We start from the raw sequence: 16,885 nt of genomic DNA, 5'->3' as shown, positions 1-16,885 counted from the left end.
GAAAGTTGGACATCCAACGATTAGGGGTTTTGTAGTTCATAATGGCGGTCTTTGTGTGTGCGCGGGACCCTGTAATAAAAAACCAGCAGTCTGGTGACTCGATCTGAAACGGTGAGGATAGGCAGAAGAGTAAAGCGTCTGCGCCATAGATGTTGCGGCTCGAGCCTACATGGATGTATAAACGGCGTCTTTACGATCTGCCTGTTCACTCCGCCGTTGGCATTTTGTCATCAACCTCAAACGCCAGCGCAGAGGCTGGCGTTTCTGAGACAACATTAACCCGAAGATTAAGACGCGGCTGAATCAGCCTGAGCAGATTGGATCGCCGTCAGCGCCACGGTATAGACAATATCGTCTACCAGCGCACCACGGGACAAATCGTTCACTGGTTTGCGCATTCCTTGCAACATCGGCCCAATAGAGATCAGGTCGGCAGAACGTTGCACGGCTTTATAGGTGGTGTTACCGGTGTTCAGATCTGGGAAGATGAACACGGTCGCTCTACCTGCTACCGGTGAGTTAGGCGCTTTAGATTTAGCCACATCCGCCATGATTGCCGCATCATACTGTAACGGGCCATCGATGATCAGATCTGGGCGTTTTTCTTGGGCGAGACGAGTGGCTTCACGCACTTTTTCGACATCGCTACCAGCACCGGAGTTACCGGTGGAGTACGAGATCATCGCCACACGAGGTTCGATACCAAAGGCTGCCGCAGAGTCAGCCGATTGGATAGCAATCTCAGACAGTTGCTCCGCCGTTGGGTCTGGGTTGATCGCGCAGTCGCCGTACACCAGAACCTGGTCAGGCAGCAGCATGAAGAACACAGAGGAGACCAGCGAACTGCCCGGTGCGGTTTTGATTAACTGTAGTGGTGGGCGGATGGTGTTCGCGGTGGTATGTACTGCGCCAGAAACCAGACCGTCAACTTCCCCTTTCTCCAGCATCAGGGTGCCGAGAACCACGTTGTCTTCCAACTGTTCACGGGCAACCACTTCGGTCATGCCTTTGCTCTTACGCAGCTCAACCAGGCGTGGAACATATTGCTCACGTACCGCCACAGGGTCGATAATTTCAACGCCTTTACCCAGCTCAACACCTTGAGATGCGGCAACGCGTTGGATCTCTTCCGGGTTACCTAACAGTACACAAGTGGCGATACCACGTTCAGCACAGATAGACGCGGCTTTAATGGTGCGCGGCTCATCGCCTTCTGGTAGTACGATACGTTTGCCAGCTTGACGGGCCAACTCAGTCAACTCATAACGGAAGGCCGGTGGAGACAAGCGACGTGGACGCTCAGAGGCGGCGGTCAGGGAGTCGATCCACTCGCTGCTGATATGGCTGGCAACGTAGTTTTGCAGCTTCTCAACACGCTCATGGTCATCTGCCGGGACTTCCAGATTGAAGCTTTGCAGGCTCAGGGACGTCTGCCAGGTGTTGGTATCAACCATAAATACTGGCAAGCCAGTTTGGAAGGCACGTTCACACAAATTATTGATACGATCATCAATGGCATAACCACCGGTCAGCAGGATAGCACCGATTTCAACGCCGTTCATCGCCGCCAGACAGGCAGACACCAGCACATCAGGGCGGTCTGCGGAGGTCACCAGCAGAGAACCCGGACGGAAGTGCTCCAGCATATGTGGGATGCTGCGCGCACAGAATGTCACTGATTTAACCCGACGCGTTTTAATATCGCCTTCGTTAATAATGCGAGCATCCAGGTGCTTGGCCATATCAATGGCACGGGTGGCAATCAGCTCAAAGCTCCACGGTACGCAGCCCAGAACGGGGATCGGGCTGTTCGCGAATAGCTGGCTTGGATCGATGTTCGCGACACTGGCCTTGGTGGAGTCATCAAAGATTTCAGACAGGTCAGGGCGGGTACGGCCTTGTTCATCAACTGGGGCATTCAGTTTATTGATGATAACGCCAGTGATATTTTTGTTTTTGCTGCCACCAAAACTGGAACGAGCCAGTTCGATACGCTCTTTCAACTGATCTGGCGAGTCATTACCAAGGGCAATAACAAAGACGATTTCAGCGTTCAGAGTTTTAGCGATTTCATAGTTCAGTGCATTGGCAAACTGATGTTTGCGTGTTGGCACCAGACCTTCAACCAGAACCACTTCTGCGTCTTTGGTATTTTCGTGATAACGAGCAACAATTTCTTCCATCAAGACATCTTGCTGGTTAGAACTCAGCAAGGTTTCCACGTAGTTCATGTTCAGCGGTTCAGCAGCAGTGATGCTGGAGTTCGCCCGGATGATGGTCGTGGTTTGGTCAGGTGCATCATTACCAGCACGTGGCTGGGCGATAGGCTTGAACACACTCAAGCTTACCCCTTTTTGCTCCATGGAACGGATGACACCTAAGCTGACGCTGGTTAAACCAACGCTGGTGCCTGTTGGGATCAACATTATTGTACGGGACACGGCTAAACCTCTTTACAGTATTCCCTTCGTACTTGGTGTTGCTGGGGGGCTACCTGCAACACCAAGTACTTTGGGTATATAAGTGTGGATTACGCAGTCAGACGGGCTGCGTCTTGTGCGATAACCAATTCTTCGTTGGTTGGGATAACCAGAGCCAGGCGGCTGTTATCTTTGGTGATGGTACCTGACTTGCCAAAGCGTGCTGCCATATTGCGTTCGTGGTCAATTTCAAAGCCCAGCAGGCCCAGTTTGTCCAGCGTCAGTTCACGGACCATTGCGGCATTTTCACCAATACCACCGGTGAAGATGACCGCATCCAGACGACCATCCATCAGCGCGGTATAGGAACCGATATATTTTGCCAAACGGTGACAGAACACATCCATCGCACGTTTAGCATCAGCTTTGGTGGCGTAGTTATCTTCAACATAACGGCAGTCGCTGGTGACTTCAGTCAGCCCCAACAGCCCTGACTCTTTGGTCAGCAACTTGTTGATTTGATCAACGCTCATGCCCATAGCATCATGCAGATGGAAGATAATAGCTGGGTCCAGATCACCACTGCGGGTCCCCATCACCAGACCTTCCAGTGGCGTCAGACCCATAGACGTATCGACACATTTACCGTTACGTACTGCGGTTACTGAACCACCATTGCCCAAATGGCAGGTAATAACGTTCAGTTCTTCCAGCGGCTTGTTCAAGACCTTGGCGGCTTCTTGGCTAACATAGAAGTGGCTGGTGCCGTGTGCGCCATAGCGGCGGATACCGTGATCTTTATACAGGCTGTACGGCAGAGCATAGAGATAAGACTCTTCCGGCATGGTCTGATGGAACGCGGTGTCAAAGACAGCCACATTTTTATCCGCCAAATTAGGGAAGGATTTCAATGCTTCAGCAATACCGATCAAGTGGGCAGGGTTGTGTAGTGGTGCAAACGGGATAGAATCTTTGATACCCTGAATAACTTCTTCGGTAACGATAACTGATGAAGTGAATTTCTCGCCGCCGTGAACAATACGGTGACCGATAGCCGTCAACTGAGCAGAAAGCTCTGGTTTTTGTGCCAAAATAGTATTAACAATAAAATTCAGTGCTTCGCTGTGTGCTGCACCAGCACCCAATGCTGCTTCCTGCTTACCGCCGTCAACTTTCCATTTGATACGGGCTTCTGGCAGATGGAAACATTCGGCTAAACCAGAAATATGTTCTTCACCGTTGGTCGCATCGATGATTGCAAATTTCAGGGAGGAGCTACCGCAGTTAAGAACCAGTACTAGCTTACTCGACATGGAAGTACCTATGTATAATAGTCGTGTTTAACATTTGTTTTTTGCAAGAGCGATGCGTATTGTCCCATCGACTCCACAAAAACAGTGAAAAATACGGAGTTAATAAAACGTCAATCTGCCCAAAAGCGTAGCGCATAATGGCGTTGACATTAATGATTAACATCATGCGATAGCAAAAAAGGCATGATGATAGAGAAATCACTGATAAAACGTTAAATCCTGATGATAAAAGTCGATAAAATTTAACAAAAGTCATTTAACTGCTATAAAAGTTTGACATATTCAGTGCCATCTTCTAGCGGCCTAAAGGCCGGGCTAGGATACCGATAGCGCGGGCTAAAAACAAAATATATTTAACAGACTAATTTTTAGTTTGCGGGTTGCTAAAAAAATTTTAATCTTTGTTTGTGAAGTTGAGGTGAGCCATGACAATTAAACCCTCTGATTCGGTAAGCTGGTTTCAGTTACTCCAGCGCGGTCAGCATTATATGAAGACCTGGCCGGCGGACAAGCGCTTGGCTCCGGTGTTCCCCGAGAATCGTGTCACGGTGGTGACCCGTTTTGGTATCCGCTTTATGCCCCCATTGGCCATTTTTACCCTGACCTGGCAGATAGCGTTGGGGGGGCAACTTGGGCCAGCGATCGCCACGGCGCTCTTTGCCTGCGGTTTACCGCTGCAAGGATTATGGTGGTTAGGTAAACGGGCGATCACGCCGTTACCCCCTACGTTATTGCAGTGGTTTCATGAAGTGCGTAATAAACTGTCCGAAGCAGGGCAAGTGGTCGCGCCCATCGAACAGACTCCAACTTATCAGTCTTTGGCTGATCTGCTAAAACGTGCCTTTAAACAGTTAGATAAAACGTTTCTCGATGATTTGTAAGTGCGGTTTTTCTCTATTTCTCTATTTCTCTATTTTCTATAGCAGTCTAAAGCCAAAAAAAGCTGACTAAAGCTAAAACAGCAGGCGAAAGCTAAAGACGGAGGTCGCGCCTTATTGCTTGATTGAAATATGACGGGTATAAATTGTGAATTTTTATTGTTTGCTCCCAGTAATTCCCTATGAGAATCCCTTGTCAAATCAAAGTATGATCTCAGCCTGTATGCGATGATTTACCCATTATTTATGCTTTAGGAGTTTAGTGATGGATATGACAAACGCCCAACGGCTGATTCTGTCAAATCAGTACAAAATGATGACCATGTTGGATCCGGAAAATGCAGAGCGTTATCGTCGCCAGCAAACGATTGTTGAGCGGGGATTTGGTCTGCAAATGCGTGAGTTGGATCGTGATTTTGGTGAGATGAGCGAAGATACTTGCCGTATTATCATTAATATCATGGAGATGCATCACGCTTTACAGGTTTCTTGGGGGAACTTGAAAGAGAAGCAGGACCTGGATGAACGCCGTATTTCATTCCTCGGTTTTGATGCAGCCACGGAATCCCGTTATCTCAGTTATGTCCGTTTTATGGTCAATACGGAAGGGCGTTATACCCACTTCGATTCAGGTACCCACGGTTTCAATTCCCAAACGCCTATGTGGGATAAATACCAGCGGATGCTGGCTATTTGGCAATCATGTCCACGGCAATATCATTTGAGCGCCGTCGAAATTTCGCAAATTATTAATGCCTGATTAATCAGCTGCTATTATTGCTAAGTTTGTCGACGGATAAAGACGTAACCAGAGCAGTGCTGGAAGGTCGATGCTGTTCTGGTTCACGATACAAATAATATTGCCCCGCCGATTGATATCCAACGTCAACCGCGAGGGGAGAGAGGTTTTAAGGGGATGTGCTTGTGGAGTGTAAAGGTTTTCTTTTTGATTTAGACGGGACGTTGGTTGATTCATTACCTGTTGTTGAACGTGCCTGGATTGGCTGGGCGCAACGTCGAGGGGTTAATCCATCAGAAGTTCTGGATTTTATTCATGGTAAACAAGCGATTACCTCTTTACGTCATTTTATGCCGGGTGCCAGTGAAGCTGAAATTCAGGACGAATTTCTGGCATTAGAGCAAATTGAAGCCAATGATACTGAGGGGGTGACTGCGCTACCAGGGGCGGTGGCACTGTTGACCCGGTTGAATGAACTGGCTATTCCGTGGGCGATAGTGACTTCAGGTTCGATACCTGTTGCCTCGGCTCGCCGGGCGGCAGGTTATTTGCCGGAGCCGAAGGTGTTTGTGACCGCCGAATTGGTGAAGCAGGGTAAACCTGAGCCTGATGCCTATTTGTTAGGGGCCGAACGTTTAGGGCTTGCCCCTGCGGATTGTATTGTGGTGGAAGATGCCCCCGCCGGGATCCTTTCGGGGCTAGCGGCCGGCTGTCAGGTGATTGCGGTTAATGCACCAACAGATACCCCAAAACTCGATCAGGTTGATCTGGTGCTTCACTCACTGGAACAATTGGTGGTAGACGCCACTTCTCATGGTGCGGTGGTTCGGTTATTGCCTTAATCTGCATGGCGGCTAACGGTACCCTGTTGCAGGTGCTGTCGTAGGGTGATAAGCCAATAGTAGGGTGCCTTGATGGCACCTTTTTTGTATCGTTAAAGAGGCGAACCGTCCGATCCTATTATCGAAAACCTTTTCTTTGCAGAATATCTCACTATTAATGCGGTCTTGGGATAGTAAGCGCATAAATTTGCAGTCATTATTGATCTCAGACAGCGGCCCTAGACAAATTTAATGTTTTACTGCCAGAGCCGGATATTTTCTTTCACTTTCTGTTTTACCAACGAGGCCATTTTGAACAGCGAACTACTGTGGGTGTTGACGCTACTGCTGATAGCTATTGTGCTGTTTACCACTAATAAACTGCGAATGGATGTCGTGGCGTTGTTGGTGATTATTGCCTTTGTGATGAGTGGAACATTGTCATTATCTGAGGCAACCAGTGGGTTCAGTGACCCCAATGTTATCTTGATTGCTGCGCTGTTTGTGATTGGCGAAGGGTTAGTCAGGACCGGTGTTGCCTACCAGATGGGGGACTGGTTGGTGAAAGTGGCTGGTCACAGTGAAACGAAAATGTTGGCGTTGTTAATGGTTACCGTCGCCGGATTGGGTGCCTTTATGAGTTCAACTGGCGTCGTGGCGATTTTTATTCCAGTGGTACTGAGTGTGGCTAGCCGGATGAAAATCTCACCGGGCCGTTTGATGATGCCACTGAGTTTTGCCGGTTTAATCAGCGGTATGATGACGCTGGTAGCAACCCCCCCCAATATGGTGGTTAACAGTGAGTTAGTGCGTGAAGGGATCAAGGGGTTCGGTTTTTTTGGCGTCACACCGATCGGTATTATCATTTTGTTCTTAGGAGTGGCATACATGTTAGTTGCCCGGCGCTGGCTGGGAGGCAAACAAGAGCACTCAGAGAAAGAGCAATGGAAGCGGCGTACCTTCCGTGATCTGATTCGCGATTATAAGCTGACAGGCCGTGCCCGTCGTCTGGCTATCCGCCATGATTCTCCGTTGATTGGTCGCTCACTCGATGAATTGCATCTGCGCGCCCGCTATGGGGCGAATGTGGTGGGCATTGAACGGTGGCGGCGTTTTCGTCGGGTAATGGTGAGCGCGACAGGTTCGTCGGAACTGCGTGAAAACGATGTGTTGCTAATTGACATGTCCGATTGTGATATGGATTTACGTGAATTTTGTAGCGAACAGATGTTAGAACCACTGGTGTTACGTGGTGAATATTTCTCTGAACAATCCCGCAATGTGGGGATGGCGGAGGTTTCGTTGATCCCGGATTCGGCACTGTTGGGAAAAAATTTGCGTGAGGTGGCTTTTCGTAGCCGTTATGGTTTGAATGTGGTGGGGATCCGCCGCAACGGCAAGACATTAGAAGGCAAGTTGGTTGATGACAAGTTACAGTTTGGCGATATTTTGCTGGTGATCGGCGATTGGAAATTGATTCGCCAGTTGCAGTTAAAAACCCGCGATTTTATTGTTCTGAACCTGCCTGCTGAAGTTGATGAAGTTGCGCCAGCTATTTCACAAGCTCCCCATGCGCTATTCTGCCTGGCGCTTATGGTTGCCATGATGCTGACTGATGAAGTCCCGAATGTCATTGCTGCGCTGGTGGCCTGTCTGTTGATGGGGCAGTTCCGGTGTATCGATATGGAAAGTGCCTACCGTTCAATCCATTGGCCGAGTTTGATTCTAATTATCGGGATGATGCCTTTCGCCCAGGCATTGCAGAAAACCGGTGGGGTAGATTTGATTGTTCGCGGACTAATGGATGTCGCGGGTGGCATGGGGCCAAGGGTGATGTTGCTGTGCTTATTTGCGCTGTGTGCGACGATTGGGCTGTTCATCTCTAATACCGCCACAGCCGTATTAATGGCACCAATTGCTATTGCGACTGCCCGTGAGATGGCGCTTTCTCCGTATCCCTTCGCCATGATTATTGGTATCGCCGCGTCGGCTGCTTTTATGACGCCAGTATCTTCGCCGGTGAATACATTGGTCTTAGGCCCCGGTGGTTATAAATTCGGTGATTTTGTCCGTATGGGGGTGCCGTTTACTGTACTGGTCATGATCGTCAGTGTGATGGTAGTTCCCTTACTATTCCCATTCTGATTACCCGATACCCGTAGTACTTCAAGTTGCCGGAGTGTTGTCAGTCTTCGTTACTTGGCCCATCCGTGGGCCTCGCCTCTTACCGTAAGCCGTGTTCAGATTACTCCCGATCGATTTGTCGCTTAGTGACTGCTTCCTGCCACTCGAATTATTTTAATGATATCGAGGCTCATCTTTTTTCTATCGCAAAAAATTTATTGTCAAAATAAAAATAATTATTTAGCAATAAAACCCAATCTCTTTTTATATAAATAAATAGAATAAATAAACATGAAATAATATTTATTTCATTAGTTTTATTTGATGGGTCTAATATTGCGTGTAACTATAATCAAGTTCAATTAACGCTAATTGAATTATATTGATACTGATATTTGCATTTTTATGTAAATTATTTTAATTATTACAAGTAAAGGGATTTTCATGAAGTTATCATTAATTTCAACGGTTTGTATTGCGGTTCTGGTTGGTTCCATGCAAGCGGGATATGTTCATGCGATGACAGTTGAGCAGTTTCTTGCCGAAAATAAAAAACTGGTAGAGGAAAAGAAAAAAGCAGAGTGTAGGAAAAAAGTCATAGAAAACAGAAGTAGCTTTGTTGGGTCGGTAAGTATTATGGATCCTATAAGCGTGCTGAGAGAAGATATTGCCAGACATAACTGCTAATTATCTCTTATCATAATTTATAGCCTGCACAAGCAGGCTATAAAGATCAATCCAGTGAATCGAGGCTGATTTCATCCAGAGATAAACTAAAACTTGGCACAAAGACTGCCATAAAGTAATCCATCTCTGGGCTTTGGCGTATTGCCAACGTCTTCTCCAACCGGGCTTTAGCCTGAATAAATTCATTATTACCGGCGGATAATTCCTCCAGGCATTTCAGGTACGCACACAGAGCATCGGCTTGTTTAACCAGCGCTTTCTCCTCTTCGCTGTAATAATGCTCATCCAGTAGACAGCGGAAATCATGTTGTAACTCTTTGGGCAGCATTTCGATCAGTTTTTGTTGAGCAACTTTCTCTATTTTTTTGTATTCATGTGCAATTTTGGGATTGTGGTATTTGATAGGGGTTGGCAAATCCCCGGTAATCACTTCGCTGGCATCGTGGTACATCGCCAGTAGGGCGATACGCTCGGCATTGAGATTGCCATTAAATTTACGGTTCTTAATGATGGCCAATGCATGAGCGACAAACGCGACCTGCAAGCTGTGTTCTGAAACATTTTCCGTGCGGACGTTACGCATCAACGGCCAGCGGTTGATGAGTTTTAGGCGGGATAGATGAGCGAAGAAGTGACTCATGATTTATTCTCTTTTCTGTCTGTCGGTGAATCAGCGGCTATCATATCGGATCGGGTTTCAGTTGACATTAATTGACTTGTTCGGGGGATCAGGCTCCAGTTGATGATGATTTAGTGATTCATCAACAGCCCTCATCCCCCAATCATACAATTACTGATGATACGTCTCTAAGAACCGCCCCAGCTTCCTCACCGCCATCTCTAACTCATCCACCCGTGGCAACGTGACGATCCGCACATGGTCCGGGTACGGCCAGTTAAAGGCACTACCTTGCACCAACAGCACTTTCTCTTGCAACAACAGATCCAATACCAATTTCTGATCGTCTTTCAGGTTAAAACGTTTCTGATCAATGCGTGGGAACATATACAACGCGCCCTGAGGTTTTACACAGGAAACTCCGGGGATCTGATTGATAAGCTCCCAGGCCCGATCACGCTGTTCATACAAACGGCCACCAGGTTGGATAAATTCACTAATGCTTTGATAGCCACCCAATGCGGTTTGAATAGCATGCTGCATTGGCACGTTGGCGCACAAACGCATCGATGCCAGCATTTCCAAGCCTTCAATATACCCTTTAGCGTGCTTTTTCGGCCCGTTCAACACCATCCAGCCTTGACGGAAACCAGCAACACGGTAAGTCTTGGAAAGCCCATTGAACGTAACGGTCAGTAAATCAGGGGCTAATGCGGCAATAGAATGGTGCTGAGCATCGTCATACAAAATCTTATCGTAGATCTCATCAGCGAAAATAATCAGGTCATTCTGGCGGGCGATTTCAACAATTTCTAACAGCAGCTCTTTACTGTATACCGCACCGGTTGGGTTATTCGGGTTGATAATCACAATCCCACGGGTACGCGGAGTGATTTTGCTACGCATATCATCCAAATCAGGGAACCAGCCTGACTCCTCATCACACATATAATGAACCGCTTTACCACTTGAGAGTGATACGGCTGCTGTCCACAGCGGGTAATCTGGTGCGGGTACCAGCATTTCATCACCCAAATTCAGTAATGCTTGCATGGATTGAACGATCAACTCAGAAACACCGTTTCCAATATAGATATCCTCGACCGTCAGGTCACGGATATTGCGGGCTTGATAGTGCTGCATGATGGCTTTACGTGCCGAAAATAAGCCTTTGGAGTCGCAATAGCCTTGTGCGGTTGGTAAATTACGGATTACATCCACCAGAATCTCATCGGGTGCATCGAAACCAAACGGGGCAGGGTTACCGATGTTTAGTTTCAGAACCTTGTTACCTTCCTCTTCAAGACGTTTAGCTTCTTTTAGCACCGGTCCACGAATGTCATAACAGACGTTGTCCAGTTTGCTGGATTTCTCAATGGGGGACATAAAAAATGAGCCTTTTGCTGGTAAAAGCGTGTCCTCAGCGTGGAACACTGCAAGGTACTCAATGTACTCCGACGCCACTGATTTTTGAAGTTCTATACACCAGTTTCATGTAAATGATTACCGACAGAAAAGGTGGGATAGATCCATCCGTGTTTTTATCCCTATTCATTCTCAATTATGTTTGATTTACTCATTGGTCATACACTTTATGTGGTTGATGTTGGCTATATCCTGGGCTTAAAAAGAGAACATTCAGCAGACGTTGAGTTTCTGGTGAGGAAAGTTTTTTTTGTATAGAACCGAATGGCATTAAATCGCATCGTATCTTTAATCGTACTCATCCATTCTTTTTCGTTTATATCATCATACATATTGGTTACGTTAGGATGGGGAAAATCTGTAAATAGGAAAACTATTAAGAATAACTAATGTTAAGTTCTTTAAATTATGATGCTTATCAAATGTTATTACTTGAATCTGCTGGGTTAGATAAAAAGTCTAAGCTGAAATATATTGATGTTTTTTGATGTTTAACCACTGAACTATAGTGTTTATTTAATTAAAACAGGAATATTTAGGTTTTATAAGCCATCAAACGGTAGGGCTAATAACGGAAAAACCTTCATTTATCGAAGATTTAGTGAATTTCTATAAAATCATTTACATTTATATACATGGCGGTAGCCGATGGTTTTTTTTTAAAAAGAGATAACGGTAACGAAATATAAGTAATTTTTTTGCCCTACTCCAATGACTGGGGTACTGTCATACTTAGCGTTGTCCTTTATTGATAACGCTGATACTTAAAACACCAGGGTAGTTTGTAATTAGAATTCAAAAAAAGTGAAGAATACACTATGACAAATGCAAATCGTCCGATAATTAATCTCGACCTCGATCTGCTTAGAACCTTTGTAGCTGTTGCTGACTTAAATACTTTTGCTGCAGCTGCTGCTGCGGTCTGCCGAACTCAGTCAGCAGTTAGCCAACAAATGCAACGGTTAGAGCAGTTAGTTGGTAAAGAGTTATTTGCCCGCCACGGGCGTAACAAATTACTAACTGAACATGGTCTCCAGCTACTTGGCTATGCCAGAAAAATCTTACGTTTTAATGATGAAGCTTGTACATCACTCATGTACAGCAATATGGAAGGGTCACTTATTATCGGCGCATCTGATGATACTGCCGATACGTTACTGCCTTTCTTGTTGAACCGGGTGGCAACACTATACCCTCGGCTAGCGATAGATGTACGGGTAAAACGCAGTCCATTTATCGCTGATATGTTGAGCTCTGGTGAGGTGGATTTGGCTATCACAACCGCTAAGGTTGATAGCCATCCCCATGTCATTTTGAGAACATCTCCCACGCTTTGGTATTGTTCGGTGGATTATCAGTTTCAGCCTGGAGAGCCAGTGCCTTTAGTGGTGATGGATGAGCCAAGCCTGTACCGTGATATGGCTATTGAGCACCTAACTCAGGCGGGGGTTCCATGGCGTATTGCCTACGTAGCCTCTTCACTTTCTGCCATTCGAGCGGCAGTAAGAGCAGGACTGGGGGTGACCGCCAGGCCTATAGAGATGATGAGCCCAGATTTAAGAGTGTTGGGCGAAACTGAAGGGGTGCCTGGTTTACCTGAAACACGGTATGTCTTATGTAAAGACAAACAGTGTGACAATGAACTGGCGCTCGCTATTTTCAGTGCCTTACAAAACAGTTATCAGCACACCATGTCGTCAGAATCTTCATTAATATTGGATTCCGATTATTTGATAGGTGATAAAAATTAAGTAACCTGTTTTCAATTCATAATCGCAAGCCTCTGTATTTTAAGAGGCTTTTTTTTGTTTATTTTATAGGTGTCTTTTTCTGGTGTTTCAGCTTAATTTTATATTCAACGTGCCGTTTTACTTCATTTATCCCGGCCAGTATCGGTGATTCCACAGGAAATAAACCATATAATACCAATGGGTTATTCAGACTGCTGACAAACCCCGATGACTCAATCTTGAACGGTGAGGATAGGCAGAGGAGTAAAGCGTCCGCGCCAAGGATGGCGCGGCTCGAGCCTACATGGATGTATTTACGGCGTCTTTACGATCTGCCTGTTCTCTCCGTCGCGGGCACTTTGTCAATAACCTCGTTATTTTTCCTTTGATAAATTCCTTCGCATTTTATTAAAACTACGTTTCATTAATTATTTTCATGAAAGTGGAAGTTTTAATGTCGAATATTTATGAAATAACACTCAAAACGTGTCCTGGATCAAAAAAATACTGTCCACTACTGAGTGGAAGAACAGGATATTCCTGAGACAATGGTATAGTTAAAGCGATCTATCCACACGGGTTTCTATGTGTATGTTCTTGCTGAACAAACGACTGACTCGATTTAGCTCGTCAGGGTGTTTCAAATGTTAAGCAAAACAGCATGTTTGTAAATTAATGTGTAGTTACTTTTGTCAAAGTTGACAAAAGGTTATTGAAAGGAGTAAAAAGCCCACAGTAAAACACTGGCTAAGAGGGTGTAACGACAGTGTGTTAAGTGTGGTTTTTAATCCTTCCCTTTGAATCGATGTGGTGCACTAACTGCCAGCACAAGAGCAGCATGTCCGACGCCACTTTTGATGAGTAAGCAATGCGTATGTCAACAACCACTGAAATTATCGCTCATCACTGGGCGTTTACTGTATTCCTCATCGGCGCTGTTGGGCTGTGCGGTTTGATGCTTTTAGGTGCGTACTTCCTCGGGGGGAGAGCCCAGGCTCGTGCCAAAAACGTGCCTTATGAATCAGGTATAGATTCAGTAGGCTCTGCGCGTATGCGCCTGTCCGCCAAGTTTTATCTGGTTGCGATGTTTTTCGTTATTTTCGATGTTGAAGCCCTCTACCTTTATGCCTGGTCAATCTCCATTCGTGAGAGTGGCTGGATAGGCTTTATCGAAGCAGCCATTTTCATTTTGGTGCTCTTGGCTGGTTTGTTTTATCTGGTGCGCATTGGCGCCCTGGATTGGACTCCTACACGTTCTAATCGTCGTGTGAGCAAACCAAGTACCGTGAGATACGCCAGCAGTCATCCGCAAGATATATCCCAAGAGCTTAGCGTTGCAGGTAGCCAGCAAGCGAACGAATCCCGATAAGCTGACATCAGTTAGTGATTCGGGTCAGTGAACGTAGCTAACAACCCTGCAGCACCAAGTGCAAAAGGAATAGTGGTCAATAAATATAGCGAGGCATTAACATGGACTATACGCTCACCCGCATAGACCCTAACGGTGAGAATGACCGTTACCCCCTGCAAACTCAGGAAACCGTCAGCGGCGATCCTCTCGAGCAACATGTCCACCGTAGTGTTTACATGGGTAAACTTGAAAACGCCATGCATGACATGGTGAACTGGGGGCGTAAAAACTCTCTTTGGCCTTATAACTTCGGCCTTTCTTGTTGTTATGTCGAGATGGTGACTTCGTTCACGGCTGTACATGACGTCGCCCGTTTCGGCGCTGAAGTATTGCGTGCATCCCCGCGTCAGGCCGATTTTATGGTGGTGGCCGGAACCTGCTTTACCAAAATGGCCCCGGTTATTCAGCGTTTATATGAACAAATGCTGGAACCAAAATGGGTTATTTCCATGGGGGCCTGCGCTAACTCAGGCGGTATGTACGATATCTACTCCGTTGTGCAAGGTGTGGATAAATTCCTACCGGTAGATGTCTATATTCCTGGCTGTCCACCGCGCCCGGAAGCCTATATGCAAGCGTTATTGCTATTGCAGGAATCCATTGGTAAAGAGCGTCGCCCTCTCTCTTGGGTTGTCGGTGACCAAGGTGTCTACCGTGCCAATATGCAGCCAGAAAGAGAACGTAAGCATGCTGAACGAATTGCGGTAACTAACCTGCGCACACCTGACGAGATTTAAACCCGTTTTTGGGCGGTAGATCCCAGTGCGTAAGTGATGTGCTTTTGGAGAGAACTTAATTTTCTTCCGAGGCATGTATGCAGCAAATGACCACAAAATGACACATTCAGTGTGGTGAAAAAACAGTGTGGTGAATAAATAATGACTGATTTGACGACGTCCGACAGCTTGCAGCCTGCATGGCAAACCCGTGATCATCTTGATGATCCGGTGATTGGTGAATTGTCGAACCGTTTTGGGCCTGAGGCCTTTGTTGTGCAAGCGACCCGTACCGGTATGCCCGTGGTATGGGTGAAGCGTGAACAACTGCTGGAAGTAATGTCGTTTCTGAGAAAACAACCAAAGCCTTATGTCATGCTGTTCGATCTGCATGGCGTGGATGAGCGTCTACGTACCCACCGCCAGGGCCTCCCTGATGCGGACTTTTCTGTTTTCTATCATCTGCTTTCCATTGAACGTAACCGCGACATTATGCTGAAAGTGGCACTGTCTGAAAAAGACTTACATGTGTCCACAGCAACCAAGATTTTTCCCAATGCCAACTGGTATGAGCGAGAAACTTGGGAGATGTTCGGTATTACCTTTGACGGTCATCCGCATCTGACGCGGATCATGATGCCACAGAGTTGGGAAGGTCATCCGCTGCGTAAAGATTACCCCGCACGGGCGACCGAGTTCGATCCCTATGTGTTGACGAAGCAGAAAGAAGATCTGGAAATGGAATCCCTGACCTTTAAGCCAGAAGATTGGGGCATGAAACGCGGGACTGAAAACGAGGACTTTATGTTCCTTAACCTCGGCCCAAACCACCCATCTTCACACGGTGCTTTCCGTATCGTGTTGCAGCTTGATGGTGAAGAAATTGTCGACTGCGTACCGGATGTGGGTTACCACCACCGTGGTGCGGAGAAGATGGGCGAGCGCCAGTCTTGGCACAGCTACATTCCGTACACCGACCGTATCGAATACTTAGGCGGTTGTGTAAACGAGATGCCTTACGTGTTGGCGGTTGAAAAACTGGCGGGCATCGTGGTGCCAGATCGCGTGAACACCATTCGTGTCATGCTGTCAGAATTATTCCGTATCAACAGTCACTTACTGTATATCAGTACCTTTATTCAAGACGTCGGTGCCATGACGCCAGTGTTCTTCGCCTTTACCGACCGTCAGAGAGTGTACGACGTGATCGAGGCGATTACGGGGTTCCGTATGCACCCGGCCTGGTTCCGCATTGGTGGTGTTGCACACGACCTGCCACGCGGTTGGGATCGTTTGCTACGCGATTTCCTTGACTGGATGCCAAAACGTCTGGATTCCTATGTCAAAGCGGCTTTACAGAACAGCATCCTGAAAGGGCGCTCCGTTGGTGTGGCCGCGTATAATGCGAAAGAGGCGTTAGAGTGGGGCGTCACCGGTGCTGGCTTGCGTGCTACCGGGGTTGAGTTTGACGTGCGTAAATGGCGTCCGTATTCCGGTTATGAGAACTTTGATTTTGAAGTTCCTGTCGGCAACAACGGCGATTGCTATGACCGCGTGATGCTGAAAGTGGAAGAGTTACGTCAAAGCCTGCGTATTCTGGAGCAATGTTATAAAAACATGCCAGAAGGGCCATTCAAGGCTGATCATCCACTGACAACACCGCCACCTAAAGAGCGCACGCTTCAACATATCGAAACGCTAATCACCCACTTCCTGCAAGTGTCATGGGGGCCGGTGATGCCTGCGAACGAATCTTTCCAGATGATTGAAGCAACCAAAGGGATTAACAGCTATTACCTGACCAGTGACGGTAGCACCATGAGTTACCGTACTCGGATACGGACCCCAAGCTATGCCCATTTGCAGCAGATCCCATCGGTTATCCGTGGCAGTTTGGTATCTGACCTGATCGTCTATCTGGGCAGTATCGATTTTGTAATGTCTGATGTGGACCGCTAATTATGAGTGATCAAAAAGAGACTCAGGCTCATAACGGAAGCCT

13 protein-coding genes and 1 pseudogene are annotated in these 16,885 nt (G+C 46.9%); 10 read left to right on the top strand and 4 right to left on the bottom strand.

What is annotated here, in order from left to right; all coding sequences use genetic code 11:
• Positions 1-287: 287 nt before the first annotated feature.
• Together pta and ackA are read right to left on the bottom strand one after the other, a co-directional pair.
• Positions 288-2,426, bottom strand: a complete 2,139-nt coding sequence (gene pta / locus AC971_RS09605; RefSeq protein ID WP_025384317.1) for a phosphate acetyltransferase — start codon at positions 2,424-2,426, stop codon at positions 288-290.
• A 104-nt stretch (positions 2,427-2,530) separates the two neighbouring features.
• Positions 2,531-3,733, bottom strand: coding sequence for an acetate kinase (gene ackA / locus AC971_RS09600; protein WP_025384316.1), 1,203 nt, complete (start codon positions 3,731-3,733; stop codon positions 2,531-2,533).
• A gap of 425 nt (positions 3,734-4,158) precedes the next feature.
• On the opposite strand from ackA, the gene yfbV reads away from it, so the two are divergent.
• The 5 genes from yfbV (at position 4,159) to AC971_RS09575 (ending at position 8,982) form a co-directional block, all read left to right on the top strand.
• Positions 4,159-4,614: a terminus macrodomain insulation protein YfbV gene (gene yfbV / locus AC971_RS09595; protein ID WP_025384315.1), complete on the top strand. Its 456-nt coding sequence runs from the start codon at positions 4,159-4,161 to the stop codon at positions 4,612-4,614.
• 262 nt (positions 4,615-4,876) lie between these two features.
• Positions 4,877-5,371, top strand: a complete 495-nt coding sequence (locus AC971_RS09590) for a YfbU family protein (protein WP_025384314.1) — start codon at positions 4,877-4,879, stop codon at positions 5,369-5,371.
• Positions 5,372-5,535: 164 nt separating this feature from the next.
• Positions 5,536-6,192: a sugar phosphatase gene (locus AC971_RS09585; RefSeq protein WP_025384313.1), complete on the top strand. Its 657-nt coding sequence runs from the start codon at positions 5,536-5,538 to the stop codon at positions 6,190-6,192.
• A gap of 291 nt (positions 6,193-6,483) precedes the next feature.
• The gene (locus tag AC971_RS09580; protein WP_038402744.1) at positions 6,484-8,316 is read left to right on the top strand and encodes an SLC13 family permease; all 1,833 of its coding nucleotides are present in this window, start codon (positions 6,484-6,486) and stop codon (positions 8,314-8,316) included.
• Between the two features lie 423 nt (positions 8,317-8,739).
• Positions 8,740-8,982 (top strand): hypothetical protein, encoded by a 243-nt coding sequence (locus AC971_RS09575; RefSeq protein WP_072081324.1) that lies wholly within the window; start codon positions 8,740-8,742, stop codon positions 8,980-8,982.
• A 46-nt stretch (positions 8,983-9,028) separates the two neighbouring features.
• On the opposite strand, the gene yfbR is transcribed toward AC971_RS09575, so the two are convergent.
• Positions 9,029-9,622 (bottom strand): 5'-deoxynucleotidase, encoded by a 594-nt coding sequence (yfbR, locus tag AC971_RS09570; protein ID WP_002210283.1) that lies wholly within the window; start codon positions 9,620-9,622, stop codon positions 9,029-9,031.
• Between the two features lie 150 nt (positions 9,623-9,772).
• Positions 9,773-10,987 carry a pyridoxal phosphate-dependent aminotransferase gene (locus tag AC971_RS09565; RefSeq protein ID WP_025384310.1) on the bottom strand — a complete coding sequence of 405 codons (1,215 nt, stop codon included), beginning with the start codon at positions 10,985-10,987 and terminating at the stop codon, positions 9,773-9,775.
• A gap of 857 nt (positions 10,988-11,844) precedes the next feature.
• On the opposite strand from AC971_RS09565, the gene rovM reads away from it, so the two are divergent.
• The 5 genes and pseudogenes from rovM (at position 11,845) to nuoC (ending at position 16,842) form a co-directional block, all read left to right on the top strand.
• Entirely contained in the window at positions 11,845-12,777 is a 933-nt protein-coding gene (rovM, locus tag AC971_RS09560; RefSeq protein WP_025384309.1) for a virulence transcriptional regulator RovM, read from the top strand.
• Positions 12,778-13,060: 283 nt separating this feature from the next.
• Positions 13,061-13,129 (top strand): annotated as a pseudogene (locus AC971_RS25120) (gluconate 5-dehydrogenase); the annotation flags it as partial.
• Positions 13,130-13,624: 495 nt separating this feature from the next.
• Positions 13,625-14,125: an NADH-quinone oxidoreductase subunit A gene (locus AC971_RS09555; protein WP_025384308.1), complete on the top strand. Its 501-nt coding sequence runs from the start codon at positions 13,625-13,627 to the stop codon at positions 14,123-14,125.
• Between the two features lie 101 nt (positions 14,126-14,226).
• The gene (locus tag AC971_RS09550) at positions 14,227-14,904 is read left to right on the top strand and encodes a NuoB/complex I 20 kDa subunit family protein (RefSeq protein WP_002210278.1); all 678 of its coding nucleotides are present in this window, start codon (positions 14,227-14,229) and stop codon (positions 14,902-14,904) included.
• Between the two features lie 141 nt (positions 14,905-15,045).
• The gene (gene nuoC / locus AC971_RS09545; RefSeq protein WP_025384307.1) at positions 15,046-16,842 is read left to right on the top strand and encodes an NADH-quinone oxidoreductase subunit C/D; all 1,797 of its coding nucleotides are present in this window, start codon (positions 15,046-15,048) and stop codon (positions 16,840-16,842) included.
• Positions 16,843-16,885 lie beyond the last annotated feature (43 nt).

It is taken from the genome of Yersinia similis, from assembly GCF_001053095.1.
Taxonomy (GTDB): domain Bacteria; phylum Pseudomonadota; class Gammaproteobacteria; order Enterobacterales; family Enterobacteriaceae; genus Yersinia; species Yersinia similis.
This window is presented reverse-complemented; position numbering and strand designations above follow the sequence as displayed.

Bases quoted from the DNA above. Each gene is read 5' to 3' on its own strand.
- yfbV (WP_025384315.1), top strand. From the start codon at position 4,159: ATGACAATTAAACCCTCTGATTCGGTAAGCTGGTTTCAGTTACTCCAG.
- AC971_RS09555 (WP_025384308.1), top strand. From the start codon at position 13,625: ATGCGTATGTCAACAACCACTGAAATTATCGCTCATCACTGGGCGTTT.
- rovM (WP_025384309.1), top strand. From the start codon at position 11,845: ATGACAAATGCAAATCGTCCGATAATTAATCTCGACCTCGATCTGCTT.
- AC971_RS09565 (WP_025384310.1), bottom strand. From the start codon at position 10,987: ATGTCCCCCATTGAGAAATCCAGCAAACTGGACAACGTCTGTTATGAC.
- AC971_RS09590 (WP_025384314.1), top strand. From the start codon at position 4,877: ATGGATATGACAAACGCCCAACGGCTGATTCTGTCAAATCAGTACAAA.
- AC971_RS09575 (WP_072081324.1), top strand. From the start codon at position 8,740: ATGAAGTTATCATTAATTTCAACGGTTTGTATTGCGGTTCTGGTTGGT.
- pta (WP_025384317.1), bottom strand. From the start codon at position 2,426: ATGTTGATCCCAACAGGCACCAGCGTTGGTTTAACCAGCGTCAGCTTA.
- AC971_RS09550 (WP_002210278.1), top strand. From the start codon at position 14,227: ATGGACTATACGCTCACCCGCATAGACCCTAACGGTGAGAATGACCGT.
- ackA (WP_025384316.1), bottom strand. From the start codon at position 3,733: ATGTCGAGTAAGCTAGTACTGGTTCTTAACTGCGGTAGCTCCTCCCTG.
- yfbR (WP_002210283.1), bottom strand. From the start codon at position 9,622: ATGAGTCACTTCTTCGCTCATCTATCCCGCCTAAAACTCATCAACCGC.
- nuoC (WP_025384307.1), top strand. From the start codon at position 15,046: ATGACTGATTTGACGACGTCCGACAGCTTGCAGCCTGCATGGCAAACC.